This is a genomic window from Terriglobales bacterium (assembly GCA_035454605.1).
Taxonomy (GTDB): Bacteria; Acidobacteriota; Terriglobia; order Terriglobales; family Acidobacteriaceae; genus DATMAB01.
In genome coordinates this window covers 1-26,744 of record DATIGQ010000074.1, presented here as the reverse complement: position 1 = coordinate 26,744, position 26,744 = coordinate 1, and the positions used below count along the sequence as shown (strand labels likewise).

Annotated in this window: 23 protein-coding genes; 19 read left to right on the top strand and 4 right to left on the bottom strand. The window is 61.7% G+C overall.

Features of this window, described 5'->3' with window-relative positions; translation table 11 throughout:
- The 5 genes from VLE48_05315 to VLE48_05295 all read left to right on the top strand — a co-directional run.
- On the top strand, nt 1–393 hold a 393-nt coding region (locus VLE48_05315), incomplete at its 5' end, for an enoyl-CoA hydratase-related protein (GenBank protein ID HSA92411.1).
- Nucleotides 393–1,580 carry an acyl-CoA dehydrogenase family protein gene (locus VLE48_05310; protein ID HSA92410.1) on the top strand — a complete coding sequence of 396 codons (1,188 nt, stop codon included), beginning with the start codon at nt 393–395 and terminating at the stop codon, nt 1,578–1,580. The genes VLE48_05315 and VLE48_05310, both read left to right, overlap by 1 nt.
- Entirely contained in the window at nt 1,573–3,237 is a 1,665-nt protein-coding gene (locus tag VLE48_05305; GenBank protein ID HSA92409.1) for an AMP-binding protein, read from the top strand. Before VLE48_05310 ends, VLE48_05305 begins: the two co-directional genes overlap by 8 nt.
- On the top strand, nt 3,237–3,659 hold the full coding sequence (locus tag VLE48_05300; protein HSA92408.1) for a RidA family protein: 423 nt from the start codon (nt 3,237–3,239) through the stop codon (nt 3,657–3,659). The genes VLE48_05305 and VLE48_05300 overlap by 1 nt, the downstream gene beginning before the upstream one ends.
- A 163-nt stretch (nt 3,660–3,822) precedes the next feature.
- Nucleotides 3,823–4,293 (top strand): hypothetical protein, encoded by a 471-nt coding sequence (locus tag VLE48_05295; GenBank protein ID HSA92407.1) that lies wholly within the window; start codon nt 3,823–3,825, stop codon nt 4,291–4,293.
- A 108-nt stretch (nt 4,294–4,401) separates the two neighbouring features.
- Here the strand turns inward: VLE48_05295 and VLE48_05290 are convergent, their stop codons facing one another.
- A complete protein-coding gene (locus VLE48_05290; GenBank protein HSA92406.1) occupies nt 4,402–4,899 on the bottom strand; it encodes a 2,4'-dihydroxyacetophenone dioxygenase family protein in 498 nt (165 codons plus the stop codon).
- Between the two features lie 111 nt (nt 4,900–5,010).
- Entirely contained in the window at nt 5,011–5,337 is a 327-nt protein-coding gene (locus VLE48_05285; GenBank protein HSA92405.1) for a helix-turn-helix domain-containing protein, read from the bottom strand.
- Between the two features lie 136 nt (nt 5,338–5,473).
- Between VLE48_05285 and VLE48_05280 the strand changes: the two genes are divergently transcribed.
- The 12 genes from VLE48_05280 (at nt 5,474) to VLE48_05225 (ending at nt 22,303) form a co-directional block, all read left to right on the top strand.
- Nucleotides 5,474–6,589: a DUF5938 domain-containing protein gene (locus tag VLE48_05280; protein ID HSA92404.1), complete on the top strand. Its 1,116-nt coding sequence runs from the start codon at nt 5,474–5,476 to the stop codon at nt 6,587–6,589.
- 15 nt (nt 6,590–6,604) lie between these two features.
- Nucleotides 6,605–8,173, top strand: coding sequence for an AMP-binding protein (locus VLE48_05275; protein HSA92403.1), 1,569 nt, complete (start codon nt 6,605–6,607; stop codon nt 8,171–8,173).
- Nucleotides 8,174–8,327: 154 nt separating this feature from the next.
- Nucleotides 8,328–9,671, top strand: coding sequence for a hypothetical protein (locus VLE48_05270; protein ID HSA92402.1), 1,344 nt, complete (start codon nt 8,328–8,330; stop codon nt 9,669–9,671).
- 62 nt (nt 9,672–9,733) lie between these two features.
- Complete coding sequence (locus VLE48_05265; protein ID HSA92401.1) at nt 9,734–10,132, top strand: nitrilase-related carbon-nitrogen hydrolase; 399 nt, start codon at nt 9,734–9,736, stop codon at nt 10,130–10,132.
- A gap of 59 nt (nt 10,133–10,191) precedes the next feature.
- A complete protein-coding gene (locus VLE48_05260) occupies nt 10,192–10,863 on the top strand; it encodes an isochorismatase family protein (protein ID HSA92400.1) in 672 nt (223 codons plus the stop codon).
- Between the two features lie 7 nt (nt 10,864–10,870).
- Entirely contained in the window at nt 10,871–12,877 is a 2,007-nt protein-coding gene (locus VLE48_05255) for a hydantoinase/oxoprolinase family protein (protein ID HSA92399.1), read from the top strand.
- An 8-nt stretch (nt 12,878–12,885) separates the two neighbouring features.
- Nucleotides 12,886–13,272 carry an acetone carboxylase subunit gamma gene (locus VLE48_05250; GenBank protein HSA92398.1) on the top strand — a complete coding sequence of 129 codons (387 nt, stop codon included), beginning with the start codon at nt 12,886–12,888 and terminating at the stop codon, nt 13,270–13,272.
- Entirely contained in the window at nt 13,269–15,389 is a 2,121-nt protein-coding gene (locus tag VLE48_05245; protein ID HSA92397.1) for a hydantoinase/oxoprolinase family protein, read from the top strand. Before VLE48_05250 ends, VLE48_05245 begins: the two co-directional genes overlap by 4 nt.
- A gap of 17 nt (nt 15,390–15,406) precedes the next feature.
- On the top strand, nt 15,407–17,467 hold the full coding sequence (locus VLE48_05240) for a hydantoinase B/oxoprolinase family protein (protein HSA92396.1): 2,061 nt from the start codon (nt 15,407–15,409) through the stop codon (nt 17,465–17,467).
- 3 nt (nt 17,468–17,470) lie between these two features.
- Nucleotides 17,471–18,490: a uroporphyrinogen decarboxylase family protein gene (locus VLE48_05235; GenBank protein HSA92395.1), complete on the top strand. Its 1,020-nt coding sequence runs from the start codon at nt 17,471–17,473 to the stop codon at nt 18,488–18,490.
- A gap of 57 nt (nt 18,491–18,547) precedes the next feature.
- Nucleotides 18,548–18,769: a hypothetical protein gene (locus VLE48_05230; protein HSA92394.1), complete on the top strand. Its 222-nt coding sequence runs from the start codon at nt 18,548–18,550 to the stop codon at nt 18,767–18,769.
- A gap of 183 nt (nt 18,770–18,952) precedes the next feature.
- On the top strand, nt 18,953–22,303 hold the full coding sequence (locus tag VLE48_05225; protein HSA92393.1) for a TonB-dependent receptor: 3,351 nt from the start codon (nt 18,953–18,955) through the stop codon (nt 22,301–22,303).
- 515 nt (nt 22,304–22,818) lie between these two features.
- On the opposite strand, the gene VLE48_05220 is transcribed toward VLE48_05225, so the two are convergent.
- Together VLE48_05220 and VLE48_05215 are read right to left on the bottom strand one after the other, a co-directional pair.
- Nucleotides 22,819–23,901 (bottom strand): hypothetical protein, encoded by a 1,083-nt coding sequence (locus tag VLE48_05220; GenBank protein HSA92392.1) that lies wholly within the window; start codon nt 23,899–23,901, stop codon nt 22,819–22,821.
- The gene (locus VLE48_05215; GenBank protein HSA92391.1) at nt 23,898–25,736 is read right to left on the bottom strand and encodes a M28 family peptidase; all 1,839 of its coding nucleotides are present in this window, start codon (nt 25,734–25,736) and stop codon (nt 23,898–23,900) included. The genes VLE48_05220 and VLE48_05215 overlap by 4 nt, the downstream gene beginning before the upstream one ends.
- Nucleotides 25,737–25,837: 101 nt before the next feature.
- Between VLE48_05215 and VLE48_05210 the strand changes: the two genes are divergently transcribed.
- Nucleotides 25,838–26,524: a corrinoid protein gene (locus VLE48_05210; protein HSA92390.1), complete on the top strand. Its 687-nt coding sequence runs from the start codon at nt 25,838–25,840 to the stop codon at nt 26,522–26,524.
- 9 nt (nt 26,525–26,533) lie between these two features.
- Nucleotides 26,534–26,744, top strand: a 211-nt coding sequence (locus VLE48_05205) for a trimethylamine methyltransferase family protein (GenBank protein ID HSA92389.1), incomplete at its 3' end; no start/stop codon positions are given.

Sequence of the window (26,744 nt, the reverse complement as noted above, 5' to 3'; positions counted from 1 at the left end):
TTTCTCTTCGTTCGTGTCGGCTTGAGCGGCGCTGACATGGGCGCCTGTGCGCTATTGCCGCGAATCATCGGTCAGGGACGCGCCGCCGAGCTGCTATACACCGGACGCTTCATGAGCAGCGAAGAAGCCGAGCGTTGGGGTTTCTATAACCGGGTCGTCGCGCCCGAGCGTCTGGGCGCCGAGGCAATTGCGATGGCCACGAATCTCGCTGAGGGGCCCTCCTTCGCGCATGCGACGACCAAACGCTGCCTCGATAACGAGTGCAACCTGACCCTTTCCGACGCCATCGAGGCGGAGGCGCAGGCCCAGGCTGCGTGCATGCAGACTGAGGACTTTGCCCGGGGATATCGGGCATTTCTCGCCAGACAGACGCCACGCTTCGAGGGTAACTGATGTCCGATACGACTTACCTCGATTGGCCCTTTTTCTCGGACGCACACCGCGCGCTGGCCCGCAAGTTCGACGACTGGGCGGTGAGCCACTTCAGATCCAGCGTGCAGGAAGAGGATAGCTACAGCGCCTGCCGAAACCTGGTGAGGCTTCTAGGAAAGAGCGGCTGGCTCGCTTACATCGTTCCGGAAGCATTCGGTGGCGCTCACCCCCGTCTGGACTTGCGATCGGTTTGCCTTATCCGAGAGAAGCTTGCACACGAATCAGGGCTGGCGGAGTTCGCCTTTGCGATGCAGGGGTTGGGAAGCTCGCCGATTACTCTTCATGGGTCGGATGCGCTGCAAGGTCGTTATCTCCCAGGTGTCTGCCGGGGAGAAACCATCCCTGCGTTTGCTATTTCTGAGGAAGGTGCCGGGTCTGATGTGCGCGCCATGCGGGCTACCGCACAACGGCGTGGCAGCGAATACGTCGTGAACGGACAAAAGACCTGGATCTCGAACGCCGGCCTGGCGGATTTCTATGTCGTATTCTGCAGGTTCCCCGAGCAAGGAGAGAACGCTTTCTTGGCACTGGTTGTCGAGGCCGACAATCCGGGCCTAGAAGTGGTCGGACGCATCGAGACGATTGCGCCCCATCCCCTGGGAACGATCGCTTTCGCAGATTGCCGCGTTCCTTCGACCGCCTTGCTCGGAGACGAAGGCAAAGGCCTGAACGTTGCATTCTCCACGCTAGATATATTCCGCACCACGGTGGCAGCAGCAGCGTTGGGTTACGCGCGCCGCGCCTTGGAAGAGACGGTATCGCATGTCAGGAGCCGATCAGTCTTTGGGCAAATGCTTGCAGATCAACAGCTTACGAAGGCACGAGTTGCCGAGATGGAGCAGGACATCGATTGCAGCGCATTGCTGGTTTACCGTTCCGCTTGGAACCACGACCGGGGAGGGAGACGGAACACGCGCGAGTCCGCGCTTGCCAAACTGTTCGCCACTGAGTGCGCGCAGACTGTGATCGACGGTGCCGTCCAGCTGTTCGGGGCGCGCGGAGTAGTCGCAGGCTCTCGGGTGGAAGCGCTCTATCGGGAAATCCGCGCGCTGCGAATCTACGAGGGCACCAGCGAAATCCAGAAGCTGATTATTGCGGAGCAGGTTCTGAAGCGGGCCGCTCAGCAGATGGAGGTGACTCATGGCTAGAAGTGTCGCGCCTGCTACTTCGCTGTCGACATCGGTGCGGGTGGGTCATACCGCGCATCTCGACACGTTCTGCCGTGATCATCTTCCGCCGCCCGAGTTGTGGCCGGACATGGATTGGTCTTTCTACCCTCAACTTGCCACGCGCCATCAGCTCAATTGCGCCGCCGAATTGCTGGATGATTGCGTCAAATCGGGCGATGGGGAAAGGACTGTTTTCCGTTGCGGCCGAGGAGACTGGACCTACCGACGACTCCTGGAGAGTTCAAATCGCCTAGCCAATGTTCTGCAGCACGACCTCGGCCTGCTACCCGGCAATCGCGTACTACTGCGCGGCCCAAACAGTCCCATGCTGGCGGCCTGCTGGTTCGCGGTGCTCAAGCTGGGCGGTGTAGCAGTGTGCACAATGCCGATGCTTCGTGCCCGCGAACTGCGTCAGATCATAAACAAGGCCGAAGTGAATCTCTGCCTGACCGAAGCATCGCTGGCGGCCGAATGCGATGACGCCATCGAAGACCTTCATCGATGCAGGGTTGTGAGCTTCAGCCCAGATGGTTCGGGAGAACTGGAATCCATGGCGGCGCGGAAAAGCGACGCGTTTGCGACTTACCAGACCCTTGCAACGGATGTGGCCATCATAGCCTTCACTTCTGGAACGACGGGCGAAGCCAAGGGCACGATGCACTTCCATCGGGATCTGATGGTCGTCGCGGACTGCTTCCCCGCTTGCGCTCTAAAACCAGACCCCGACGATGTCTTCACCGGATCGCCCTCAGTAGCATTCACTTACGGCCTGGGAGGCTTGCTGCTGTTCCCCATGCGCTACCATGCATCGGCCGTGTTGCTGGACCGAAGCTCTCCCTCATCCCTACTCGAGGGTATCCAGAAGTTCCGTGCGTCGATATGCTTTACCTCCCCGACCGCCTATCGAGCGATGTTGCGTGAACTCGGACAATACAACATCGCCAGTTTGCGAAAATGCGTCTCCGCTGCAGAGACTCTTCCCGCGACTACTTTCGAGGCATGGCGCCAGAAGACAGGATTGAACATCATCGACGGCATTGGATCCACCGAGTTGTTGCACATCTTTATCAGTGCTCCCGAGGATCAGATCCGCCCCGGGTCGACCGGCAAGGTGTTGAAGGGCTATGAAGCGTGTGTCCTGGACGAGAACGGCCAAGAAGTGCCACCCGGCGTGATTGGCCGGCTGGCAGTTCGCGGTCCAACTGGTTGCCGGTATCTCGACGACATCGAGAATCAGCGACGGTACGTGCGGAACGGGTGGAACATCACCGGGGACGCTTTTCGCCGCGACGAAAACGGCTATTTCTGGTACCAGTCCCGCTTGGACGACCTGATTATCTCGTCCGGCTATAACATCTCGGGTGCGGAAATTGAGAACGTCCTGCTGGACCATCCCAAGGTAAACGAATGCGCAGTGGTCGGCGTGCTGGACACGGCGAGAGGTTCCGTCGTGAAGGCCTTTGTGGTGCTTCAGGACGGCGTTGTGCCGAACGATTCCGTGGTTAAAGAGTTGCAGGAATTTGTGAAGTCTCAAATCGCCCCGTATAAGTATCCACGAGCGATCAAGTTCATGAAGGCCCTGCCTCGAACACCAACTGGGAAACTGCAGCGCTTCAAGCTGCGTGAGGAGAGCTGATGAGTCGCGTACGCGAAAACCGCACAATGGAATCAATCCTGCCGGGAGGTTGGCCTCGACCTAGGGGGTATTCTCAGGGTGTGGTCGCGTACGGGAAGCTCATCTTCGTCGCTGGCCAACTGGGATGGAATCCGCTTACGGAACAATTTGACGCGTTGGATCTGATCAGACAGGTGCGGCAGGCGCTTGAGAACATCGTTAGCATCCTCAGGCAAGCGGATGCTGGGCCCCACCATTTGGTGCGAATGACATGGTTCATTACCGATCGTGAGGCATACAACAGCTCCCTTCAGCAGATTGGCCAGATTTACACCGAGGTGATCGGGAGGCATTATCCGGCGATGTCCGTGGTTGTTGTCCAAGACTTGATTGAAAACGGTGCGATGATCGAGATTGAGGCAACAGCGGTTGTTCCTGAATGAAGCACGCCTGCCGGTAGCTCCGGAAGGGACGAGAGTGCCTGCGGATTTTGAGGTAGTCTCGCAGAAACCTCGTCGAGGGTGCATTAAGGGTGCAATCGTTTGTCCGGCTAATTCTTTTCAGCGACCTAGGGCTCGTCCCTGTCCGCACAACTCGCTGAATGCTTTGTTTTCGGCGAAGGAATCGGTTCCGGTATTCGGCTTCAAGGCGAGGGTTCCGCTCAAGGACGGCCGGTTCGATCGCACCGAAGTGGACATGAAGCTGGGCGGGCTGCTGGTCGAATCCAAGCTCACCGAGACCGATTTTCAGCAGAAGCGAAGGGCGGTGGTCCAGGGCTACAGGGACTTTTCGAGGGTCTTTGATCGGCGAGGCCTTCCTAGGGCGGGAGGCGATTACCTGTCCTACCAGCTGATCCGGAACGTCCTGGCGGCCTATGCGAGCGGGTGTTCGTTCTGCGTGATGGCCGATGCCCGCCGGCCGGACCTGATCGAAGCGTGGCATACGGTCATGCGGGCCGTCCGACCGGTCGATCTCAGAATAAGGTGCAAGGTGCTGAGCTGGCAGGAGCTCTGTGAAGTGCTGCCACGTCAGGTCAGGAAGTTTCTCGCGCAAAAGTACGCCATTACGGCGCCCTAGTGCCATCTTTGCAGGATCCTCACTGCTTGGTGAGGCTCACGTTCCCGAAGTCCCCGTCGCAAGCTCCGTTGAAGGCCTCATAGGTGCCGGGTTCGGTGTGCGACGCGTTCAGACAAAGAGTTTCGGGTTGATCTTGAGATTGTGTTCGCGGCAATAGGTCAGATAGTGGTCGATGAACCAGAAGACGTCCAGCGTCTCCAGCAGGTTGTCATGCTCGTCATAGAACTCGAGCGAGCCGTTGAGCCAGAAGAATGTTTTCATGCCGTTGGGGTCGTCGGAGACCAACGTATGGATGACACCGGGGCTCTCCTGAACGTAACTGCCGGGCCGCGCCACCCAGTCGTATTCCAGATAGCGCCAGCTCCCTTCGAGGGTGCAGGCGAACACCGGGCCGCGATGGCGATGCCGTCCGAGCATTCCGCCCTCGGTGACCCAGAGGATGTTCGCGAACGAATTGTGCCTCACGTCGAACGCGAGATGGCGGATGAAGACATTGGGCCGGAATGGCACGTAGGGAGATTCGTCCTCGCCCGCTCCGATGTGGACGTCTGGGCGTCCGTACTCCCGATAGACGGCTTCGAGACTGCTGCGCGTTTCGATGGCCATCGTTCCCCCAGCCAGCCTGCACTCGCGTGCCTGGAGCACCACGGTCCTTCTGAGCGGCGCGGATTCTACCATAACGGCTGCGCGCCATTCGGCGCGACTACGCGGCCGGAGTCACCGGCTGGCGCTGCGATAGCGCGCGCGATGCCGCGTTCCCCACGCGCACATCAATCTCAACACCGGCTTCAACGTTTCCCCATGCTTCGTAAGCGAGTATTCGACGCGCGGAGGCACCTGGGCGTAGACCTTGCGGCGAATGATGCCGTCACGCTCGAGCTCCCGCAGTTTCTGGGTCAGCATCTTCTTGGTCAGGTGCGGAATCAAGCGGCAGAGTTCGCCGAAGCGCCGGGTGCGTCCCTCCAAGTAGAACAGGATCAAGGGCTTCCATTTTCCGCCGAGGATGTCTGCCGTCAGGCGCACCGGGCAATCAAGGTCGTCCATCGTAGTCTCCTTACGGATACCAGGTTACATCAGGGTGCCTACTACCAACCTGGAAACCATGGGAGGAGAATTGACTGGGCGGGCTCGGGTGCGCGCTCCCATGGTGCAGCCGCGTCGCCCGGCCTGGAGGGAAGCGATGCCTGACAAAAGACCCGTGATTCTGTACGGCGCCAGCGGTTTTTCCGGACGCCTGGCGGCGGAGTTCCTGCGCGAATACAACGTTCCGTTCATGGCCGCCGGCCGCAACGGCGCCAAGATCAAGGAGGTGATGAGCCGCGTCCCGGGCATCGAGACCGCGAACTACGAAATCGTTGAGGTTGGCGGTTCGGTGAAGGCGCTGGCCAAACTGTTCACTGGCGCCAAGGTCGTCTGCAACACGGTGGGCCCGTGCCTCTATTATGGCGCGGATGTCATCGGAGCTGCATGGCAGGCGGGGTGTCATTACCTGGACATCAGCGCAGAGCAGGCGTGGTTGCGGCAAGTAGCGGAGAAGTGGGGAGAGAAGTTCGCCGCCAAGGGACTGGTGGCCGCGCCGGGAACGGCATTCATGTCCGCGGTGAGCGATGCGGCCGTCCATTGGTGTCTTGAGGAAGCTGGAGCGATTGACACACTCGAGATCCTCACCATGTTCAAGGGCATCCCCACGTTCGGCTCCACGCAGACGATCTTCGCCGTCATCCCGACGGACGCGTACTACCTAGAGCAGAATCAATACCGGCCCTGGCCGCGGGCAATGCCGCATGAAGTGGTGGTCCCCGGTTCGATCACCACGCGATTGGCGCTGCCGTGGGGCGGCTTCCCGCATCCGGTCTGGTACAAGGATCATCCGCGGATCGCGAACGTGCGCTGCCTGGGCGGATTGCTCGACCGGCAGATCATGCAGACCGTAGCCGCGACGGAGAGACATTTCGAGCAGGAGATACGGCCGTTGCCCAAGAAAGAGCAGGAACGCAAGCTGGCTGAGATGGCCAGTTCCGTGCAGGGCGGCACGCCGCCACCGGAGAACACTCGCGAACAGCGTACGGTGGACATCGTGGTGGGGCGCGGCACGACGGATTTCGTGCAGTGCGTCGTCCTCGGGACTTGCGCCTATCGGACGACCGGCTTGTTGCAGGCCTATGCGGCGCACCACCTGATCCATGCCGCTCCCCGGAGAGTCGGGTTCGCGTCGCCGGCGGCGGCATTCGGACATCGCGAACTGCTGAAGGCTCTGGAGGGCTACGGCCTCTCGAAGGCGAGACTTTGCGGCTGAGAAGAACAGCTGCGTATGCGAGCCATCGACTATTTCGACAAGAGCGCTGACGCGAAACCGGATCGCGCCGCCATCCGCGATGGGGATATCCGCTATTCCTATCGGGAGACGCAGGCCGCGAGTGAGAAGATCGCCCGCGCCATGTGGGTGAGCGGCGTGCGTGGGGAAGAGCGCGTCGCCATCTATTCCATCAACGACGCGCGCGTTTTGCTTTGCATGCTGGGCCTGATGCGGGCCGGCGGCGCCTGGGTGCCGCTCAACTTCCGCAGCGCGGTGGAAGCCAACGTCGAGTACCTGAACTATTCGGAAACCCGCTGGCTCTTCTATCACAGCCGTTTCCGAGAAAGTGTCGCGGACCTGAAGGCACGAGTGCCGTCGCTCCATCACCTAGTCTGCATCGATGCCGAGGATGGCCATGCTCCGTCGCTGGAATCCTTCATGAAGCTGGGAGTGGACGCCGAACCCATCGATTGGGCAGATGCGCGCGGCAACATCGATCGCTTGGTCGGCCTGGTTCCGACCGGAGGCACCACCGGACCGGCGAGAGGGGTGCGCGTGACCAGCTTGTCCTGGGGAACCATGACGGAAATGGGTTCGCATTACTGGCGTGGCGAGGGTGGCGACGCGGTCTGCCTCAGCACCGCGCCGCTTTCGCACGCCGCCGGTGTGGTGGCGTTCGTCATGCTCGCCATCGGAGCCACGAACGTCGTGCTGCCGGGATTCGACGCTCTCGAAGTGCTGCGGGGAATCGAGCGCCACCGTGTGACTCATCTGTTCCTGCCGCCCACCGCGCTCTACGCGCTGCTGGCCCATCCCGAAATCGGCAACTTCGACTATTCGAGCCTGCGCGTGTTCCTGCTGGCTGGCTCGTCGGTCTCACCGGACAAGTTCAAGCGAGCGGTTGAGATTTTCGGGCCCTGCATGTGCCAATGCTACGGGCAGACCGAAGCACCCATGCTGCTGACCTGGCTGGATGCGAAGACCGTTGCCGCGGCGGCCGCCGGAGACCATCCTGAACGCCTGCGCAGTTGCGGCAAACCGACCTATGCGGTGCGGCTCGCAGTAATGGACGATGAAGGCCGGATCCTGCCGCCCAATCAACCGGGAGAGGTGGTGGCGCGTGGGCCGCTGGTCACGCCGGGCTATCACAATATGCCGGAGGCGACCTCGGAAGTACGGGCGCACGGCTGGCACCACACGGGAGACATCGGCTACCGGGACGAGGAGGGCTATTTCTACATCGTTGATAGAAAGAAGGACATGATCATCTCCGGCGGCTTCAACGTGTTCTGTGCGGAGGTGGAAGCAGGCATCATGGCGCTGCCGCAGGTGCTGGAATGTGCGGTGATCGGCGTGCCCGATGACAAGTGGGGCGAAGCGGTCAAAGCCATCATCGTGCTAAAAGAAGGAGCATCGCTGACGGAGGAGTCGGTAATCGCCCACTGCAAGGCCAAACTCGGCGGCGTGAAGGCACCCAAGTCCGTAGAATTCCGGCCGGAGATACCGAAGACGCCGGCCGGCAAGACGGACCGCAAGGTGCTGCGCAAGGATTTCTGGGCGGGACAGGAGCGGGGCGTCCACTGATCCCGATCAAGACGCCGTCCTTCTTGCGACACAAGATCCTGCACATTCATCTGACCAACGTATACCGTTCACGCCACCGCCGGGAGTGATTGTTGCTGCGCAATCGGCGTGGTAACCTACCGCCCGCACGGGCTGCGCGACCCTCCTCCCTCCGATGCAGGCGGACGAATACCTCAATCCGGAAATCGAAACCCTGCCGCCCGAACCGCTGCGGGCGCTGCAGGAGGACAAGCTCGGCAGGCAACTCGACTATCTGTTCGCCCGCTCTCCCTTCTACCGGGAAAAGTTCGGCGCGGCCGGCATCTGCCGCGAGCACTTCAGTTCCCTCGCTGATCTGGTCCACTTTCCGTTCACGACCAAAGAAGAACTGCGCCAGAGCCAAGCTGCCAGTCCACCGCTTGGCAGGCACATGGCGGCGGAGATGAAGGACATCATTCGCATCCACTCTTCCACCGGCACCACCGGCCAGCCGAGCTTTGTCGGGGTGACCCGGCGGGACGCCGAGATGTGGACGCGCGTCACCGCCCGTTCCTTCTATACGCAAGGTATCCGGTCTTCGGACATCGTGATTCATGCTGCCAGCCTGACCATGTTCGTGGGCGGCCTGCCGGCCAAGGACGCGCTCGAGCGCATCGGGGCAACATTCGTTCCCGTCGGCGCCGGCGCCTCGGAGAAGCTGGTACTGGTCGCACGGGCGCTTCACGCCAACGCTTTGCATTGCACACCGTCCTACGCCATGTATCTGGCGGACTACGTGCGCCGTGAAGCTCGAATGGACCCGCGTGAACTGGGTCTGGAGAAGATCGTCTGCGGCGCGGAACCCGGCGCCGGCATTCCCTCGGTGCGCACCAAAATGCAGGAACAGTGGGGAGCGCGCGTCACCGAAGGGTTGGGGAATGCCGATATGGCCCCCATCCTTTTCGGCGAATGTGGTCATCAGTCGGGCATGCATTTCTGCGGCCAGGAGTATGTTTTGGCTGAGATTATCGATCCCGAGAGCGGGGAAGTGCTGCCCATCGAAAGCGGCGTCTCCGGCGAGCTCGTTTACACCAGCCTGGAGCGGGAGTGCGTCCCCCTGCTGCGGTTTCGTACCCGGGACCGAGTCACCATCCTGGGGACTTCCTGTGCGTGCGGGCGTTCGAGCTTTAAGCTAAGATGCGTCGGTCGCACCGACGACATGCTGATCGTCCTGGGTGTGAATGTGTTCCCGTCCGCCGTCAAGGACCTAGTGGCAGGCTTCTATCCTAGGACGACTGGAGAAATACAGATTGAGCTAGAGGCGCCCGGGCCGGCGGTGAAGCCTCCCCTCCGCGTGGTCGCGGAGTACGGCAGTGCTGCCCTGGATCTGCCTGCGCTGCAGCACGAGGTGGAGAAGAAGATCAAGGCGGTGCTGAATGTCTCCGCCTCCGTGCGGCCGGTGCCCGAGGGCACGCTGCCCCGGTTCGAGATGAAGGGACAGTTAGTCAAGAAGCTGTATGAGAGCAGGACGGAGGCCTAGGGACCGTACGTCGTTCACCGAACATCGGGGCTGGGTCCCTGGTTCAATTGCAGGGAGGGGTTATGGGCGACCAGTATCCACGCTTCAAGGCTGCAGCCGTGATGGCGTCACCGATCTTTCTGGATCGGGAAGCAACGACGGAGAAGGCGTGCAAGTTGATTGCCGAAGCCGCGGGCCAGGGCGCCCGGCTGATCGTCTTCCCCGAGGCTTTTGTTCCCGGATATCCGTATTGGATCTGGTTGATGACGCCTACGCGTGGCGCGCCGCACTTTGTGAAGCTGTTCAAGAATTCGGTGGAACTGGACAGTCCCACCACGAAGCAGCTCGGCCAGGCGGCCCGGGCCGCCAACGTGCACGTGGTCATCGGCATTGAGGAGAAACCGCTTTCCGAAGCAAAGCCAAGTGTTCTGAAGCCTTCACTGGCGGAAACTCCTGCGGAGAAGATCAAGCCAGTTGCATGAGGGCGGAACGCCGCCGGGAGCCAAAGTAACTCGTAAGGGGACCAAACGAAGTGGCCAACTTGCCCACCAGGCCCGAACCCATCGAAGTGGATTTCGCGCGATCTGCCGTCATAGTGGTGGATATGCAGAACGCATTCGCCAGTCGCGGTGGCCTGCTGGATCTGGCCGGAGTGGACATTGCTGGTGCGCCGCGGGTCGTCCATACCATTGGCGCTGTTTTGGACTCGGCCCGAGCAGCAGGCATCCCGGTCGTTTACCTGCAGATGGGCTACAAACCGGACCTGAGCAATAGTGGCGGCCCCAACTCCCCCAACTGGCATAAGGAGCTGGCTCTGCGTCTGATGGATCGGCAGGCCCAGCTCAAAGGCAAGCTGCTCACAGAAGGCACCTGGGACTTCGCGATTGTGGAAGAACTGGCCCCGCACCCCGTGGACCTGGTGGTCGTGAAGACGCGGTATAGCGGCTTTGCCGGCACGTCTCTGGACTCGCAGCTGCGCACGCGCGGTGTCCGACACGTGTTCCTCTGCGGCATCACCACCAACGTTTGCGTCGAATCCACCCTGCGTGACGCCTATTTCCTGGACTACTGGCCCATCCTTGTGACCGACGGTGCTATGCCCGCCGGGCCGGCCGCGGCGCACGAGGCCACGCTCTTCAACGTTGAGAATTTCTTCGGTTGGACCTTGCGGTCGGAGGAGTTCCTAGCTGCGGTCCGGTGGTCACACTCATGAGGCTCCGGTGCTGACTGTAGACATCGACGTCGGCGGCACGCTAACGGATGGCCTGTTTACCGCCGGCGAACGGGTCGTCTCCGTCAAGGTCGACACCACGCCGCACGATCTCACCGTCTGCCTGTTCGATTGCCTCACCCAGGGCGCTACCCAACTGGGCTACCCGGACCTGGACACATTCCTCGAGGATGTCGGCCTCATCCGCTGGTCCACCACGCTCACTTCCAACGTGCTCGCCGAACTACGCGGCCCCAAGCTGGGACTGATCGTCTCGCCGGGACACGGGGCGGACTTCTACGGCGACGAGCAAACCAGTCGCCTCCTGATGAAGATGGTCCCGGCAAGCACGGTGCTGGAAATGGAGGCGTCCGCGCAGGAGACTACCGTCACCAGCGCCGTGCGCTCGCTTCTGGAGGGTGGCGTCCGCCGCATCTGCATCAGCCTGAAGGCAGCGGACCGCGATGCTGCGCCCGAGATTCGCATGAAGCGCATCATCGAGCAGCAGTATCCGGACCATTTCCTCGGATCGGTGCCTGTGCTTGCGGGTAGCGATGTTTTCCCCGGCGCGGACGACGCCACACGCACCGCCTGCGCTCTTATCAACGCCTACACGCACGGCGCGCTGGCAGCTACGCTGTTCAAGGCCGAGGACGAGCTGCGCGAAACGCACCGTTACACCGGCAGCTTCTTCGTCAGCCACATCAACGGCGGCGTTGCCGGCATCGCCAAGACGCGGGCTATCGATACCATGGAATCCGGTCCCATCCTCGGCATCCATGGCAGCAGCTATCTGGCCAAAGTGTTGGGACTGCCTGACGTAATGGCGCTCGATGTTGGCGGAACCACGGCCAAGTTGAGCGCGCTCCAGGACTCCCAGCCCATAGTGCGCAAGCCGTCGGACCTCTTCGGTATCTCCCTGGGGCTGTCGCTCCCCTACCTGCGCTCCATCGCCCTCGGCGGCGGAAGCGTGGTGAAGGCTGCCCCCGCAGAACGGCAAGTTGCCCTGGGGCCGGAGAGCATGGGCTCCTATCCTGGACCGGCGTGCTACGGACTGGGTGGCGACCAAGCCACCCTGACAGACGCATTCGTCTGCGCTGGCCTGATTGACCCGAACTATTTTCTGGGGGGAGCGAAGCCGCTGCATCCGGAGCTTGCCCGCAACGCCCTGGAGGAGCACGTGGCCGGCCCGCTGCATATTTCCGTGGAGCAGGCCTGCAGCGCCATCATGGACCGCGCATTTCAGGCAGTGGCGGAGATGGTCGCCAACGCGAAGACGGAATTGCAGCTGGACCTTTCACGCCACACCGTGTTTGCCTATGGCGGCAATGGCGGACTGTTCGCCTGCGGCGTAGCCGAATCGGCCGGACTCGACCGTGTGTATATGTTCTCGCTCGGGCCGGTGTTCAGCGCTTTTGGCTCGTCGTCTTCCGACATCTGCCACGTCTACGAACGCCCGCTCCATCTGACCTCCTTCGACGACGCCGACCTCCGCCGGCTTCGTCAGAGTGTAGAGCAGATACGAGCGGAAGGGCTCAAGGACCTCCTCGGTGAAGGCATCCAGCCGGATGACATGAGCTTTGCGCTGGAGGTGGACGTGTCGCGCGGGAACGGCCATACCACGGCCATCAGCACGCCGGAGGAAGCGCTCGAAAACCCAAAGAGCCTCCGCGCCCACGTGCAGAAGGCCTTCGATCGCCAACTCGCCGGCGATGGCGGTGCAAAGTGGGTGATCGACCTCGCCCGCCTCCAGGTCAGAAAGATGATGCCCAAGCCCGCCCTGCGCGAGCGCGCCTTGCAGAGCGCCGATCCATCCCACGCCCGCAAGGGCAGCCGCACCGTGGTCTGGGGCGGCAAGTGCGTTGCGGCACAACTGTATCGCTGGGAATCGTTGCAGCCCGGCAACCGCGTTGAGGGCTGCGCTCTGCTCGAGAGCCCTTACAGCACGTACTTCGTTCCCGCAGGCTGGCTGCTGGAGATGGATGCTTACGGGAACGCCAAGCTTAGCCGGAAATGAGGAAGATCATGTCCCCTGAACCACAGAACCGCATTCGCTTCACCGAGTACCTCGATTTGGATCTTGAGCGCGACCTGTGGACGTGTAACCGTTGCGGGCATGTCATCGGACCGGCACGCGAAAGCTACAAGAAGGGATGCCTGCTGTATGACCGCGATCCGCGCGAAGTTCACCAGCCCATCCTCGGGGGGCATTTCAATTTCGCTCCCGACCCGCTCTGGGTGCGCGTCGTGGAATTCTATTGCCCGGGCTGCGGCACGCAGATCGAGACCGAGTACCTGCCGCCGGGACACCCCATCACGAAGGATATCGAGCTCGACCTGGACCGGCTCAAGGAAAGGTTGCGCAACGGCGAGTTCGTCATCCGACAGCAGCGTCTCGAGGTCGCTGAATGAACTCCATCGACATCGACGTGGGCGGAACCTTCACCGACCTGGCCCTCAATTTCAACGGCAAGGCCCTGATCAAAAAGGTTCCTACCACTCCCTACGACCTCTCGGTCTGCTTCTCACGCGTGATTGAGGAGGGAGCAGGCGCACTCGGTCTGAAGATGGAAGAGTTGCTGCCCGATGTCGACATGGTCCGTTATTCGACCACGATTGCCCTCAATCGACTGATTGAGAGGAAGGGCCCGCGCTTGGCGCTCATCACGACCGAAGGCCATGAGGACGTCATCCTTATCGGCCGGGGTGCGCAATGGATCGATGGCACGCGCGTCGCTGAACGACGCAACCTCGCGGTCCAGAAGAAGCCGGACCCCCTTATCCCGCGGGACCTGATTGTGGGCGTCAAAGAGCGTGTCGATTCGCGCGGCAAGGTCATCCGACCGCTCGACGAGAACGACGTGCGCGAGAAGGTCCGCTACCTGGTCAGCCGCGGCGCGCGCGGCTTTGTCGTCTCGCTGCTCTGGGGATTCCTCAACCCGGCGCACGAGACGCGCGTCAAGGCAATCATCCGCGATGAGTACAAGGAATTCCACATCGGCTTCCTGCCCGTGGTGCTGGCCGGCCAGGTCGTGGGCAAGCTGGGCGAGTACGAGCGCACCTTGGCTGCCATCCTTGACGCGTATTTGCAGCGCTCCATGCAGATCGAACTCTCAGCCATGTGGGACAAGCTGCGCGAGCGTGGCTACCGCAAACCCCTGCTCATGATCCAGAGCTCGGGCGGCATCGCAGAGGTCTTCCGCACCACGGCCAGCCGCACTTTCAACAGCGGGCCGGTCTCCGGGCTGATGGGCGCCCATCACGTCGCCAAGCTGCTGGGCTACAAGAACGTGGTGATGACGGACATGGGCGGAACCAGTTTCGACGTCGGCCTGGTGGTGGAAGACAGCGTGCGCAGCTACGACTTCCGCCCGGTCATCGATCGCTGGATGGTGGGCATCACCATGATCAAGACGCTCTCCATCGGCGCCGGCGGCGGATCCATCGCGTCGGTCGACAAGCTCCTGCAGAACCGGATTCAGGTTGGCCCCCGCAGCGCCGGCTCCATGCCCGGTCCCGCCTGTTTCAATCTAGGCGGCAGTGAACCAACGGTCACCGACGCCGATGTGGTGCTGGGCTACCTCAATCCCGATTTCTATTTCGGCGGCCGGATGCGACTGGACAAGAACCGCTCCCTCCAAGTCGTGCGCGAAAGGATTGCCAAGCCCCTGGGGGTGACCGTGGAAGAGGCGGCCATGGTGATCCGCAACATCGTCAACGGCAACATGGCTTCGGCCATCATGAAAGAGGTCCACCTCCGTGGCTACAGTCCCGAGGACTTCATTCTCTTCGTCGCCGGGGGCGCGGGACCGACGCACGTGGAGGGATTCATGGGGGACATCGCGAAGGCTGTGACCTTCGCTTTCTCGCCGGTGTTCTGCGCGTTCGGATCTTCCACGATGGACATCATGCATGTCTATGAAGTCTCCCGGAAGCTCACGCTGATCGAACCGCTAAGCATGAAGCTGACTACGGACTATGCGGCTTTCAATCAGGCGGTCGAGTCGCTGGTAGCGCAAGCTCAAAGGGACCTGATCGCTGACGGACTCGACCCGGCCAAGGCTTCGTTTGTCCTCGAGCTGGACATGCTGTACGGCGGACAGTTCCACGTGAAGCGCGCGCTTTCGCCGCGGCTCTCGCTTCAGGGTCCCGAAGACGTTCAAGCAGTTTGCGACGCATTCGAGAAGGAATTCAGCGAAGCGTTCAGCCCCTTCGTCGTCAATCCCGAAGGCGGCGTGTTCGTGGAAAGCTTCATTCTCAAGGCTATCGTGCCGGTACGGAAAGTGGAGCTGCCCAGGCTGCCACTCGAGGCGCGCGATCCCGCAGCAGCGCAAAAGGGCAAGCGACCTGTCTACTGGCCGCAGGCGAAGGACTTCCAGCCGACGCCCATCTACTCTTACGAGTCGCTGCGTCCGGGTAACGTGGTAGAAGGGCCGGCTGTCGTCGAAGGCGAATACACCACGCTGGTCGTGCCGCCGGGAAGAACGTTTTCCATGGACGAACGCAACCTCGGCATCCTGGAGAGCTGAGTCAGAGGGGGAGATTCATGCCTGTTCCCAAGTTGTCTGAAAAGCTGCAATGGCTCAAGCCGGAGCTGCCCACGCCTTTCGAGACCACGTGCGCGCAGAAGGTGCGGCAGGGTGAGTATGAGATCGGCGTCCAGATCACGAACGATATCCTCGACGAGGCGATGGAAGTCTTCATCCGCTCCTCGCGCAGTTATTTCGGCGTCTCCGGTGATTCGATGGTTGCCATCTTCACCGCCAACGGCGACTTGGTGAATGCGTCCTGCGGAACATACCTGCACGCTATCATCCAACCCATTGTCATCAAGTTCATCCTCAAGTACTACGCGGAGAATCCCGGGATCCACGACGGCGACATCTGGTTCACCAACGACGCACTCTACGGCGGAATCCACAATCCGGACCAGGTGGCGCTCATGCCCGTGTTCCATGAAGGGAAGCTCGTCGCCTGGGCGTCTGCCGCGCTGCACACCACCGAGACCGGCGCCATCGAGCCCGGCGGCATGCCGGTCAGCGCCCGGTCGCGCTTTGAGGAGGGCCTGAACCTGCCTCCCATCAAGATTGGAGAGAACTTCGAGCTGCGCACCGACTTCCTGGAGTTCTACATGGCCTACGGTCTGCGCGCGCCCGCCATGTTCATCTCCGATCTTCGCGCTCGCTGCACTACGGCTGACCGGGTGCGGGTCCGCTTGCTCGAAGTCGTGGCCAAGCGGGGAGCAGAGTATCTGGTCGGCCTGCTGCGCAAGATGCTGGAAGCCGCAGAGGCCGGTGCCCGGCAGAAGATCAAAGCGCTGCCCGAAGGCAGCTTTCGCTGCGTCGTTTTCAATGACGCCATCGGCTGGACGCCGGCGCTGGTGCGAGCCTGCCATTTGACGCTCACTGCCCGCGACGGCCGGCTAATCTTTGATTTCACCGGCACGTCGCCGGAAAACGCGTCGTCGTACAACGTCCACCCGCAGGCGGTGGTCGGCCACATCGCGAATTTCATGTACGAGTACGTCTTCCACGACCTGCCCATCTGCAGCGCGACCTTCGCTCCCATTGATTTCGTCTTTCCCGAGGGGATCATCCTCAATCCCGGCCCTTCGGCAGCCACGAGTTGCTGCGTCTTCATCGGGATGCAAACACGCTGCGCCACGCACAACAGCTTCGCCAAGATGACCTTCTCCAGCGGCGGGCTGTGGCGGCAGGTCGCGGCGGCGCCCGGCAGCCAGCACACCTCGCAGATCTGCGCCGGGCACTCGCAATGGAATCTGGCTTTCGCGGACGTTCTCTCGTTCTCGCTCAACACGCAAGGACAGGGTGGGCGAGCGACCTCTGACGGCATGGACTCTTACGGGTTTGCCTGGTGTGCCTTTGGCCGCGCCCCGGACTCCGAACAAGTCGAGAGCGAGTTGCCGGTGACCATCACCCTGTCACAGCATTGGAAGGATTCCTCCGGTCCCGGACGGTACCGAGGCGGCTCCGGAGGCGTGCAGCAATGGATGATTCACAAGGTGCCTGAGATGGTCTCCATGTGCATGGGCAACGGCAGCAAGGTTCCGCTCGGCCAGCCGTTGTTCGGCGGGTACGCTTCCCCACCCATTCCCGGCCTCAGCGTTCGCAAGGCGGGCTTGCTCGAGGCCATGGGAAAAGGAGAACCCAAGCTCTGCATGGACCATCGCGCCATCCTCGAACAACATTCGATTCCGGGCCAATGGACCTATGAATTGATTGCGCGCACGCCCAAGGTCTATCAGGAAGGAGACCTGCTGTTCGGATTCAGCGGCGGCGGGCCGGGCTACGGTGATCCGCTCGAAAGGGAGCCTGCCGATGTCCTTGAAGACCTGCGCAAGAACATCATCTCGGACTGGACCGCCCAGAACATCTATCGCGTCGTCTATGACCCGGCGCAGCGCAAGCTGGACCCAGAGGCCACGCTACGGGCCAGGGAGGAGGAGCGCCGGGCCCGGCTGGCGCGCGGCAGGTCCTTCGACGACTTCCACAAGGAGTGGAGCAAGAAAAGCCCGCCCCCGGACATCCTGCAGTGGTATGGCGCGTGGCCGGATGCCAAGCCGCTCGGTCCTCTCTTCCGTCCGTAGGCGATGCCCGAGAACCTCACTCCCCGGCAGATAGTGAAACAGATGCTGCAGGGAAGCTTGCCTGCGCGGCCGCTGTTTCTGCCCATCGTCTTCTCTCTCGGTGCTCGCCTGGAGAATCTTCCCCTGCGCGGCTTTCTGGGGAATGCCACCAAGATCTCGAACTCGTTGCGCCAGATCCGCGGTCACCTGCGTTCGGACGGTGTGGCCTGCTACTTCGATTCCTCCCTCGAATTGGAAGCGCTGGGCGGCACCCTGTGCTGGGATGCGGAGAACCAACCGCCCACAGTCCATTGGCCTTCAGCCACTAGCCGGGGCGCACTGCCAAGTGGGCTCCGTACTCCGGAAGAGACGGCCAAGGCTGGCCGCGTCCCCGTGGCGACCGACGTCATCCGTCGGCTCAAGTCGCAGTTGCAGGGCGAGCCTTTGCTGATGGCCGCCGTCACAGGTCCATTCACGCTCGCAGCCCGCCTTACGGAGCTGGAGGGTGAGAGCGCCTTGCGCGCAGAGGACATTCCGGAATCAGCGCTCGCATTGGCAGCCTCCGTGATGCGGGAGGTGGCAGCCGCTCTCGTGGAAGCAGGAGCCGACGCAATCTTCATTCAGGAGGCAATCCTTCCGGGGCTCTCTGCGGCAGAAGCCGACGCGTGGGCCTCAACGCTGGCCCCGACCTTCAACGTCATCCGCTTCTACGAAGCGCTGCCGGTCTTGTTGCTGACCGATAGTCGCTCCTTCGCCGAAAGTAGCGCTGTCATCCTGCAGCGCCCGTGGGATTGCGTTGTATGCCCTGCGCTGGATGTGGATTCATGCATATCTCTTCGCGGTACCCCTCAACCGTCGGGCGTGACCCTTGGTGTCGCCTTAGGCGCAGGGACCCTTGATGCAGCAGGAAGTGGGAAACTCGGACCCTCCCTGGATCCTCTGCTGGCGGAGTGGCGACCCATACTCATAACGACCGCAGGGGATGTTCCCGTTACCACAGACATGAAGCGCCTAATAAAGGTGGGGGAAGAGGTCCGACGCTGACCGCGGCCGATGCGTGTCGGTGAGAAACTCACGTTGTGACACTCAGGAGGAGCAAGCGTGGGCAAGGACAGAGGTCTCTTCATCGCCTACAAAGACGTCTGGCTGCTCGACGGCGCGCGCACGCCGTTTGTCGACTACACCGGCGCACTGAGCCTGGTGTCGCCCATCGACGTCGGCATCAAGGCAGCACGCAGCCTGTTCGAGCGCCGCAAGATTCCCCCGGCGGACGTGGGCTCGGTCATCACTGGTAGCGTCGCCCAGGCGTGGCAGACGCATTAGTCTTGACAAACGCCGGGAGGCTGTGCGAAATGATGCACCCTAACTTTCCCTATGATGACCGCTCTGCCGGTTGTCGGAGCATGGAGAACGAACGTTCGATACAAGTTGTAACGTGCTTTCCACCCCAGATGGCGGAGCAAGGGTCGTCGGGGAAAGGGAGGTCCTATGAGGCTGCTTCGGTGCTTGTCGGCATTGGTTGTCATTGCGCTTGCTTCCCTGAGCCCGCTGGTTTGGGCGCAAGTGTCCATCAGCTTGGCGCAACTCAATGGAACCGTTCGTGACCCGAGAGGAGATTCGGTTCCCAAGGCGTCTATCACCCTGCGTGACGTGGACACGAACCGGACGTACACGACTTCCACCAACAGCACCGGGTTCTACGTTGCTCCCAATCTTCCTCCGGGACGATACGATCTGACCATTGATGCCCCCGGGTTCGCGAAACATACCCAGGCCGGGATCACGCTGACCGTCGGCCAGACCGCTACGGTCAATGTCGACCTGAAAGTGGCTCCCGTGGGATCGGTGGTGAATGTAACGACCGAAGTTCCGCCCATCGAACCCAGCCGGAGCGAAGTGAGCCAGGTGATCGGTACGGAGCAGATCAAGTCTCTGCCGATCAGCGGCCGGCTGTTCACGGATTTCGCTCTGCTGACGCCCGGTGTGGCCACGGGGCGGACGAGTCTCCAGTCGACATTCACGGAATTCGAAGTCACTAAGATCTCGTTCGGCGGTATGCGCGACTTTAGCAACCTGGTCACGGTGGACGGCGCCGACACCATCAACACGGCAACCGGCTCCCAACGGGCCACGCCCTCGCAGGAAGCGGTGAGCGAATTCCGTGTGGTGAACAGCAGCTTCGGAGCAGAGTATGGCCGTGCGCTCGGGGGGATCGTCAACATCGTTACTAAGTCCGGCTCGAATGATCTGCATGGTTCGATTTATGACTATTTCCAGAACGACGCGTTGAATGCGCGCTCGCTGCTGCAGCGCGAGCCGCAACCCCAAACCCTGCGGCAGAATCAGTTCGGCGGAACGCTGGGTGGTCCTCTCCGGAAAGACAAGACCTTCTTCTTCCTCAATTACGAAGGTCAGCGGCGCGGAGAATCGCCGACCTATCCCTCCACGCTTACCGGAACCGTAGATTTGATCACGGGAACCCAGACCACGTCTCTGGCGCTCATCAATGCAGCCAAGGAACTCCTGGGACTTCCGCCCGAAGACCTCAGTGTTCTGAAGACCAGGGACACCGATAACGGATTCGTCCGGCTCGATCACCAGTTCAATACCAACAATCGGTTATCTCTCCGCTACAGCATTTTCGATGCGCGCGAGCTGAACCTGCTGGTGGGCGATACGCTGGATGGCGGGGGAATCGGCGCACCCAGCAGCGGACGCGATGCCTTCATTCGCGATCAGTCCCTGGTTGCCACTTTGTCTTCCTCGCTGCGGTCAAACTTGGTGAACACCGCCCTGCTGCAGTACGCGCGCCGGCATTACACTTTTCTCGGAGTTACCGGCGAGCCCAACCTGGACATCCCCAACTCGCTCCTGTTCGGACACAACTTCGGGACCTTCGACGCCGTCAACGAAAGCCGCTTCCAGGCCTCGGACTCGGTGGCCTGGGTGAAAGGCTCTCATCTGGTGAAGTTCGGAGGAGATTTCAACTACATCGACAACTTCGTGATTTCGCCGGGCTTCACGCCCATGCGAATCATCGTCCCCGGCGTCAACTGCCTGGTGGACTTCGCCAACTTTGTAAACCAGCAGAATGGCACACCGCTGCCGTTCGTTCCCTCCAGCCTCAGCGATGGTCCTTGCCCCCTGGCGCTGGGACCGCAGAATGCGCTCTTTCCGCCCTTCCCCGCGGTTCCAGGTCCGAATCCAGCAGACTTCCTGAACGGCGTGCCCATCGTCTTCTGGGGCGCCCCCCTCGGGCCCGGTCCCATCACCACCGGGAGTTTTCCTCCGGCGATTCCTACCACCTGGGAAAACGCGTATCTGCCGGACCAAACGCAGAACTTCGTGGCGGCCTTCAACCACAGCTACCTGGGCTTCTTTGTGCAGGACCAGTGGCGAGTCACTCCCAAGCTGACCCTGAACTTCGGCCTGCGCTATGACCTCGAAAAGGGATTGGGGCGGCAGATCAACACAGACTATCGCGGCTTTCAGCCGCGGATCGGGCTGGCGTACTCGCCCGACAGCAAGACCGTGATTCGCGCTGGCTTTGGAATCTTCGACGACCGCTACAACCTCACTTTCTTCTTCGTGACCTTTCCGCAGCGGCCGGCGAATTTCCCGGGAGTGCCCGGAGTAAGAAAGGAAGCGGACCAGGCACCTTGGTCCCTCAACCAGTTCCCGGCCGGCTTCCCGCTGCCGCAGGCATTCTTCCCACCGGGCACGCCGTTCCCCGGAGGGTTCCCGGTATTTCCGCCGGGCTTCCCGCTCCCGGCTGATGCAGCCAGTGCTTTGATTCGGACCGGCCAGGTTCCGGCCAACAATCTTGACCCTCTCACCACCGTCGGAATCGACGGGGTGGATCCCAACAGCGGGATTCCGTATTCCGAGCAGGCTAGCCTGCAGGTCGACCGCGAAATCGGGAAGGGGCTGGTGTTGAGTGCCGGCTACCTCTTTGTTTCCGCACACAAGCTGGTGCGGGCGCGCAACCTGAACGTCTGTCCTCCGGACGGGTTGAACAACGAACCGCCGCCGCAGGGGATAGCCACCGCCCCGGCGACTTGCCCTGCCGCCGGTGCGCCGCTGCCGGGGTTCGCCGCGGGCAAGGACAATTTCAGCGGGCCCATGTATCCCATCGGTCTGATTTACTTCACGGATAACAGTGGCAACAGTGTCTACCACGGCGCTACCGTCTCTGTGACCGAGCGTGCCGGGAAGTATTTTCGGCTGAACGCCAACTACACTTTCTCCAAGACGCTGGATGACGGCACCTTCACTACGTTCGTCAGCACACCGGAGAACCTCTACCGCCGGAGCTTGGAGCGGGCGAACTCGAATCAGGACATCCGTCATCGCCTGGTCGCCAACTTTGCGGCCTACGCACCGGAAAGTACGTTCCTCCGCCACTTCGAGTTCAGCAGCATCGTCAACGCGCAATCGTCGCGGCCCTTCACCATGTTCGTGGGGTTCGATGCCAACGGCGACACCAACCCGGTAACGGACCGGGTGGGACAAGAGCGCCGAAACTCATACTGGGGCGACAAGTTCTTCGCCTGGGATATCCGCGTTTCGCGCTACTTCCAATTCAAGGAGCGCCAGAGGCTGGTGCTGAGCATGGACATCTTCAACATCTTCAACCGGCCCAACGTGAACGAGGTAGTTTCCGTCTACGGCACCTACAACTTCTGTGATGGGAGGATTCCCAACCAGTATAAGGACGCGACCTCTATCGCCATTCAGAACGTCCAGGTGGGTAACTGTCCGCTGGCCGGTCCGCCGGTTCCCAATCCTCTGTTTGGAACACCCCGCACCATGTTCAACCCGCGACAATTCCAGTTGGCGGCGAAGTTCACGTTCTAGCGAATGAGAGTGATGAATCGCGTTTTCGGAGAACAAGGCCCCAAGAGTCATCCAGACGGCCGAGGCGAGATATTCGTAGCGACTGAAGCTGCCGGGAATGCAATGCAGCAGCTTCATCACCACCATGCCGGCCACGGCGAAGGCCCGTTCGCGAGTTCGAGCCTGCAGGCGATCCCTGGAGGCGCAGGCAGCCAGCCATCCACGCAAGCTGCACTTCAAGTGATACTTTAGGAAACACGCTTTCGCCGGGAGGCGGTCCGTAAGATGTTGATTCTAAATGGCACTTTCGGGACGTTGCGGGCCCCCGCAACCAATTTCTGAATTCGCAGCCAGGCCGCCCGCGGGACGGCCTGGCTGTGTTTGGGCACAAATTGCGGCCGCTTGCCCGCGGCCAGGGAAAACGGCTTCCTGATCGCCTGCCGTGGTCTTTCCCAAGACTTTCGGGTCTCATCTTGGGCTTTTCGGAACCAACGCTCGCCGTACGGCGGCGCGGTACCGCGTCACGGGCAAGCGTGCTACTCCGCCCAGTCAGCGAGGAAGAGGTTGGTTTCGCCACGGCGGGCGTTGTTGCGGTTGGAGGCCCAGACCAAAAGGCGTCCGTCGGAGCTGAACATGGGGAAGCCGTCGAATTCGGGATGGTGGGTTACGCGTTCCAGCCCGGTGCCGTCAGCGTTGATGAGGTAGAGGTCGAAGTTGCGGCTCTTCGGGTCAGCCAGGTTAGAAGCGAAGATGATGCGCTTGCCGTCGGGATGCCAGAACGGTCCGAAGTTGGCGGCGCCGTTAGAAGTGATCTGACGTTTGTTGGAGCCATCGGCATCCATGACCCAAAGCTCGAGGTTGCCGGGTCGAATCAAACCGTCGGCCAGCAGGGCCTGGTAGTCGGCGATCTCTTCCGGAGTCTTGGGATGGTGCGCTCGGTAGACAATCTTCTTGCCGTCGGGTGAGAAGAATGCGCCCCCGTCGTATCCCAGTTCGCGCGTCAGCCGGCGGACGCCAGATCCATCGGCGTTCATGGTGTAAATGTCGAGGTCGCCGTCGCGCGTGGAGGTGAAGACGATCTTCCTACCGTCACGGCGGATGGTGGCCTCGGCATCGTAGCCGGGCGTGGCGGTGAGGCGGCGAAGGTGAGAGCCGTCACGCCGAGCGGTGAAGATGTCATAAGTGGAATAAATGGGCCAGACGTATCCGCGCGAATAGTCCGGGCGGGGCGGACACTCGGGACCAGCCATGTGCGTGGAAGAGAAAAGGATGCGATTTCCAGAGGGGAAGATGTAGGAACATGTGGTGCGGCCCTTACCCGTGCTGACGAGTTTCTTCTGGCCGGCATCCGACGCCGCAACCGGCATGATGTAGATCTGATCGCACGCGACGCCTTCCCCGGAAGACTGGAAGATGAGGAACTTGTCATCCGCCGAGAAATAAGCCTCGGCATTCTCGCCGCCGTTGGTGAGCTGGCGGACGTTGCGCAGATGAGTCTCAGCAGGCAGGGCCAGTACCGCTGTCGACTGGGTTGCGACCGGGGCGGTGGCTGAGATCAGCAGGACGGTCACAGCGAAAGCGCGCAAAACCGCCAGCTTCATGCGCACGAACCATCTCATCGGCGCTGTTCCAGGGTGACGCTGGCTGAAACAGTCTGGCCTCCGCGCAGCACCTTGACCTCGACCACATCGCCCACCTTGCTGCGCCGCAGGGCGTAAGTGAAGTCGTAGAGGTTCTTTACCGGGGTTTCGCCGAACTGGATGAGCACATCGCCCGCTCGCAATCCAGCCTTGGAAGCCGGCGAGCCGGGGCGCACGTCCGCGAAGCGCACGCCGTTCTCCACTTGGCCGAAGTCCGGGATCGAGCCGAAGTATGGACCGTAGCCTCCGCCTCCGGAGGGTGAAGCGGGGCCACGCGTCTCGGCTTCCACCTTCACGAATTGCGGGCGCTCCCCGGCGGACAATTGTTCGGTGATCTCGGCCACCAGGTCGAGCAGGTTCGCGGCCGCGGCCGAGTCGATCTTCTCCCAGGTGTCGGAAGGCTTGTGATAGTCGGAGTGCAGCCCGGAGAAGAAAAACAGCACGGGGATGCGCTGCGTGACGAAGGAAGTGTGGTCGCTGGCGGCGTAGCCGCTGGCTGAGTAATCCACGGTCAGCTCGTGCCGGGTCACCGCGCCCTCCACCAGGGAGCGCAGGTTGGAGCCGGTGCCCACCCCACCGACATAAATCTTGCCGCCCTGGATGCGTCCGATCATGTCCATGTTGAGCATGGCTACCGCTTTGTTGAGGGGCAGAGTGGGGTGGCTGACCCAGTGCGCCGAACCGAGCAACCCGAGCTCCTCGCCCGCGAAGGCGGCGAACAGGATGCCGCGCTCCGGCTTCGCTCTCTCTTCCGAGAAGACCCGAGCCAGTTCGAGCAGGCCGGCGGTTCCGGAGGCGTTGTCGTCGGCGCCATGGTGGATCTGGCCGGTCTGTGAAGGCGCAAGTGAGTTGACGCCACCGCGGCCCAGGTGATCGTAGTGGGCGCCCAGCACGACGTATTCGTCGCTCTTGCCCGGCAGATAGGCAAGGACGTTGTGTACCTTGGAGCGCAATTTCTCAATGTTCACCTGCAGTGATAGGCGCAGCGATTCGGGCAAGGCGCGGGAGCGAGGCTCGGATTTCTCGTCGATCTCACGCTGGAGCTGAGACAGGGAAGCGCCGCCAGCCTGGAACCAACTCTCCGCCACGGCGTTCTTCACCTGCACGATAGGGATGCCAACATCTTCGGGGCCGGCCAGCTTCTCGAAACGCAACAGCAGGTCCTGCTCTCCCTTACCGAGGTTGCCGTTGACCAGGATGACCGCCCGGGCTCCCCGGTTGCGAGCGTTGATGGCCTTGGTGATCAGGTGCGAGTGAGGTGTAGGACCCTGGCGGCCGCTCTTCTCCTGAAACGCAGGCGGCTCGCGGCGCAGCACGATGACAATCTTGTCCTTCACGTCGAAGTGGGTGTAGTCGTCGTAACCGAACGCTTCTGCGGAAGCGCCGTATCCGGCGAACACTACAGGACCGCTGACCGAGCCCACCGAGGAGAAACTCAGCGGGATGTAGTCGTCGCGCAGCCGGAGCTTGTGTTCCGCTCCGTTCAGCGTCACCACCAGGCTGTTACCGCCGCGAAGTCGCGCGCCGGTCGTGACCAGAAAGGACTGGGCATACGTGCCGTCCTCACCTGCCGCCTGCAATCCGAGTCGCTTGAACTCCTGCTCCAGGTAGTGGCCGGCGCGGTCGAGGCCCCTGGTTCCGGCTCCGCGGCCCTCCATGCGGTTCGCAGCGAGCACTTTCACGTGCTCGCGATAGCGGGCTGCGTCGGTTTTCTCTACGGCAGCGAGGGCTGACGAGATGATTAGGCTGGCGAGAGCCGCCCCAAGGACCCGGGGCCTTAAGCGCAGCGCCGGAGTGCGTTTCCAAACGGTCATAGGAGGTTTCTGGACATTGTAGCGGATGAGATGAGGCGCTTTGCCCACGAGAATGCGCGCGTGACAACGGTCACAGCGGAAGCATGCGGCTTTCGGGAAAGATGAGCCGACCCGAAGTCCCTTGTGAGCCGATGCCGGCAGAGATTCTGGAATCGCTGAAACAGAGTGTCCTTGACGGCGCCCCGGAACGCGCGGCCGCCCTGGCGCGCCGGGCGTTGGAGCTCGGACTAGAACCGCTGGACGCGATTCAGCGAGGCTTCGTGCCAGGCATGGACCAGATCGGCGAGCAGTTCGGACGCCGCGAGGTCTTTCTGCCGGACCTGGTGGCGGCGGGCGAGGCCATGAAGGCTGCCATGAAGGTGTTGGAGCCGGAAATGAGGCGGCGCGGAGTCGAGCGGCAAACGCTGGGCCGGGTGGTGCTCGGTACGGTACGCGGCGACATCCACGAGATCGGCAAGAACCTGGTAGGCATTTTGCTCGCGGCCAATGGATTCGAGGTCTTCGATCTGGGAGTTAATGTGGATCCTGAACAATTCGTCGCAAAAGCTTTGCAGGTCGAGGCGGACGTCGTGGGAGCGTCGGCGCTGCTCACCACCACGATGGTGGGCCAGAGGCATCTTGTCGAACATCTAGAGCGCGCAGGATTGCGGCCGCGGGTGAAAGTGATCGTCGGAGGAGCGCCAGTCACCCGACAGTGGGCGGAAGGAATCGGTTCTGACGGGTACGGCCAGGATGCGGTCAGCTCCGTTACTCTCGTGAAAGCACTCCTCAATACCTCTGTGACCTAGGCCTTGGCCATGCAACCACGACTGCAACTGCTCGAACCCGCACTGGTAAAACGCGTCCTGGAAGAGGCCTATCAACTTCTGGAGTGCCCCGGTGTGCGTGTGCAGACCGAGGCAGCCCTCGAACTGCTGGCCTCTCATGGAGCCCGCGTGGAGGGCAAGGTCGTCCACATCCCTCAAGAACTAGCGCACCGGGCAACCTCTTCCGCGCCGCAAGAATTCT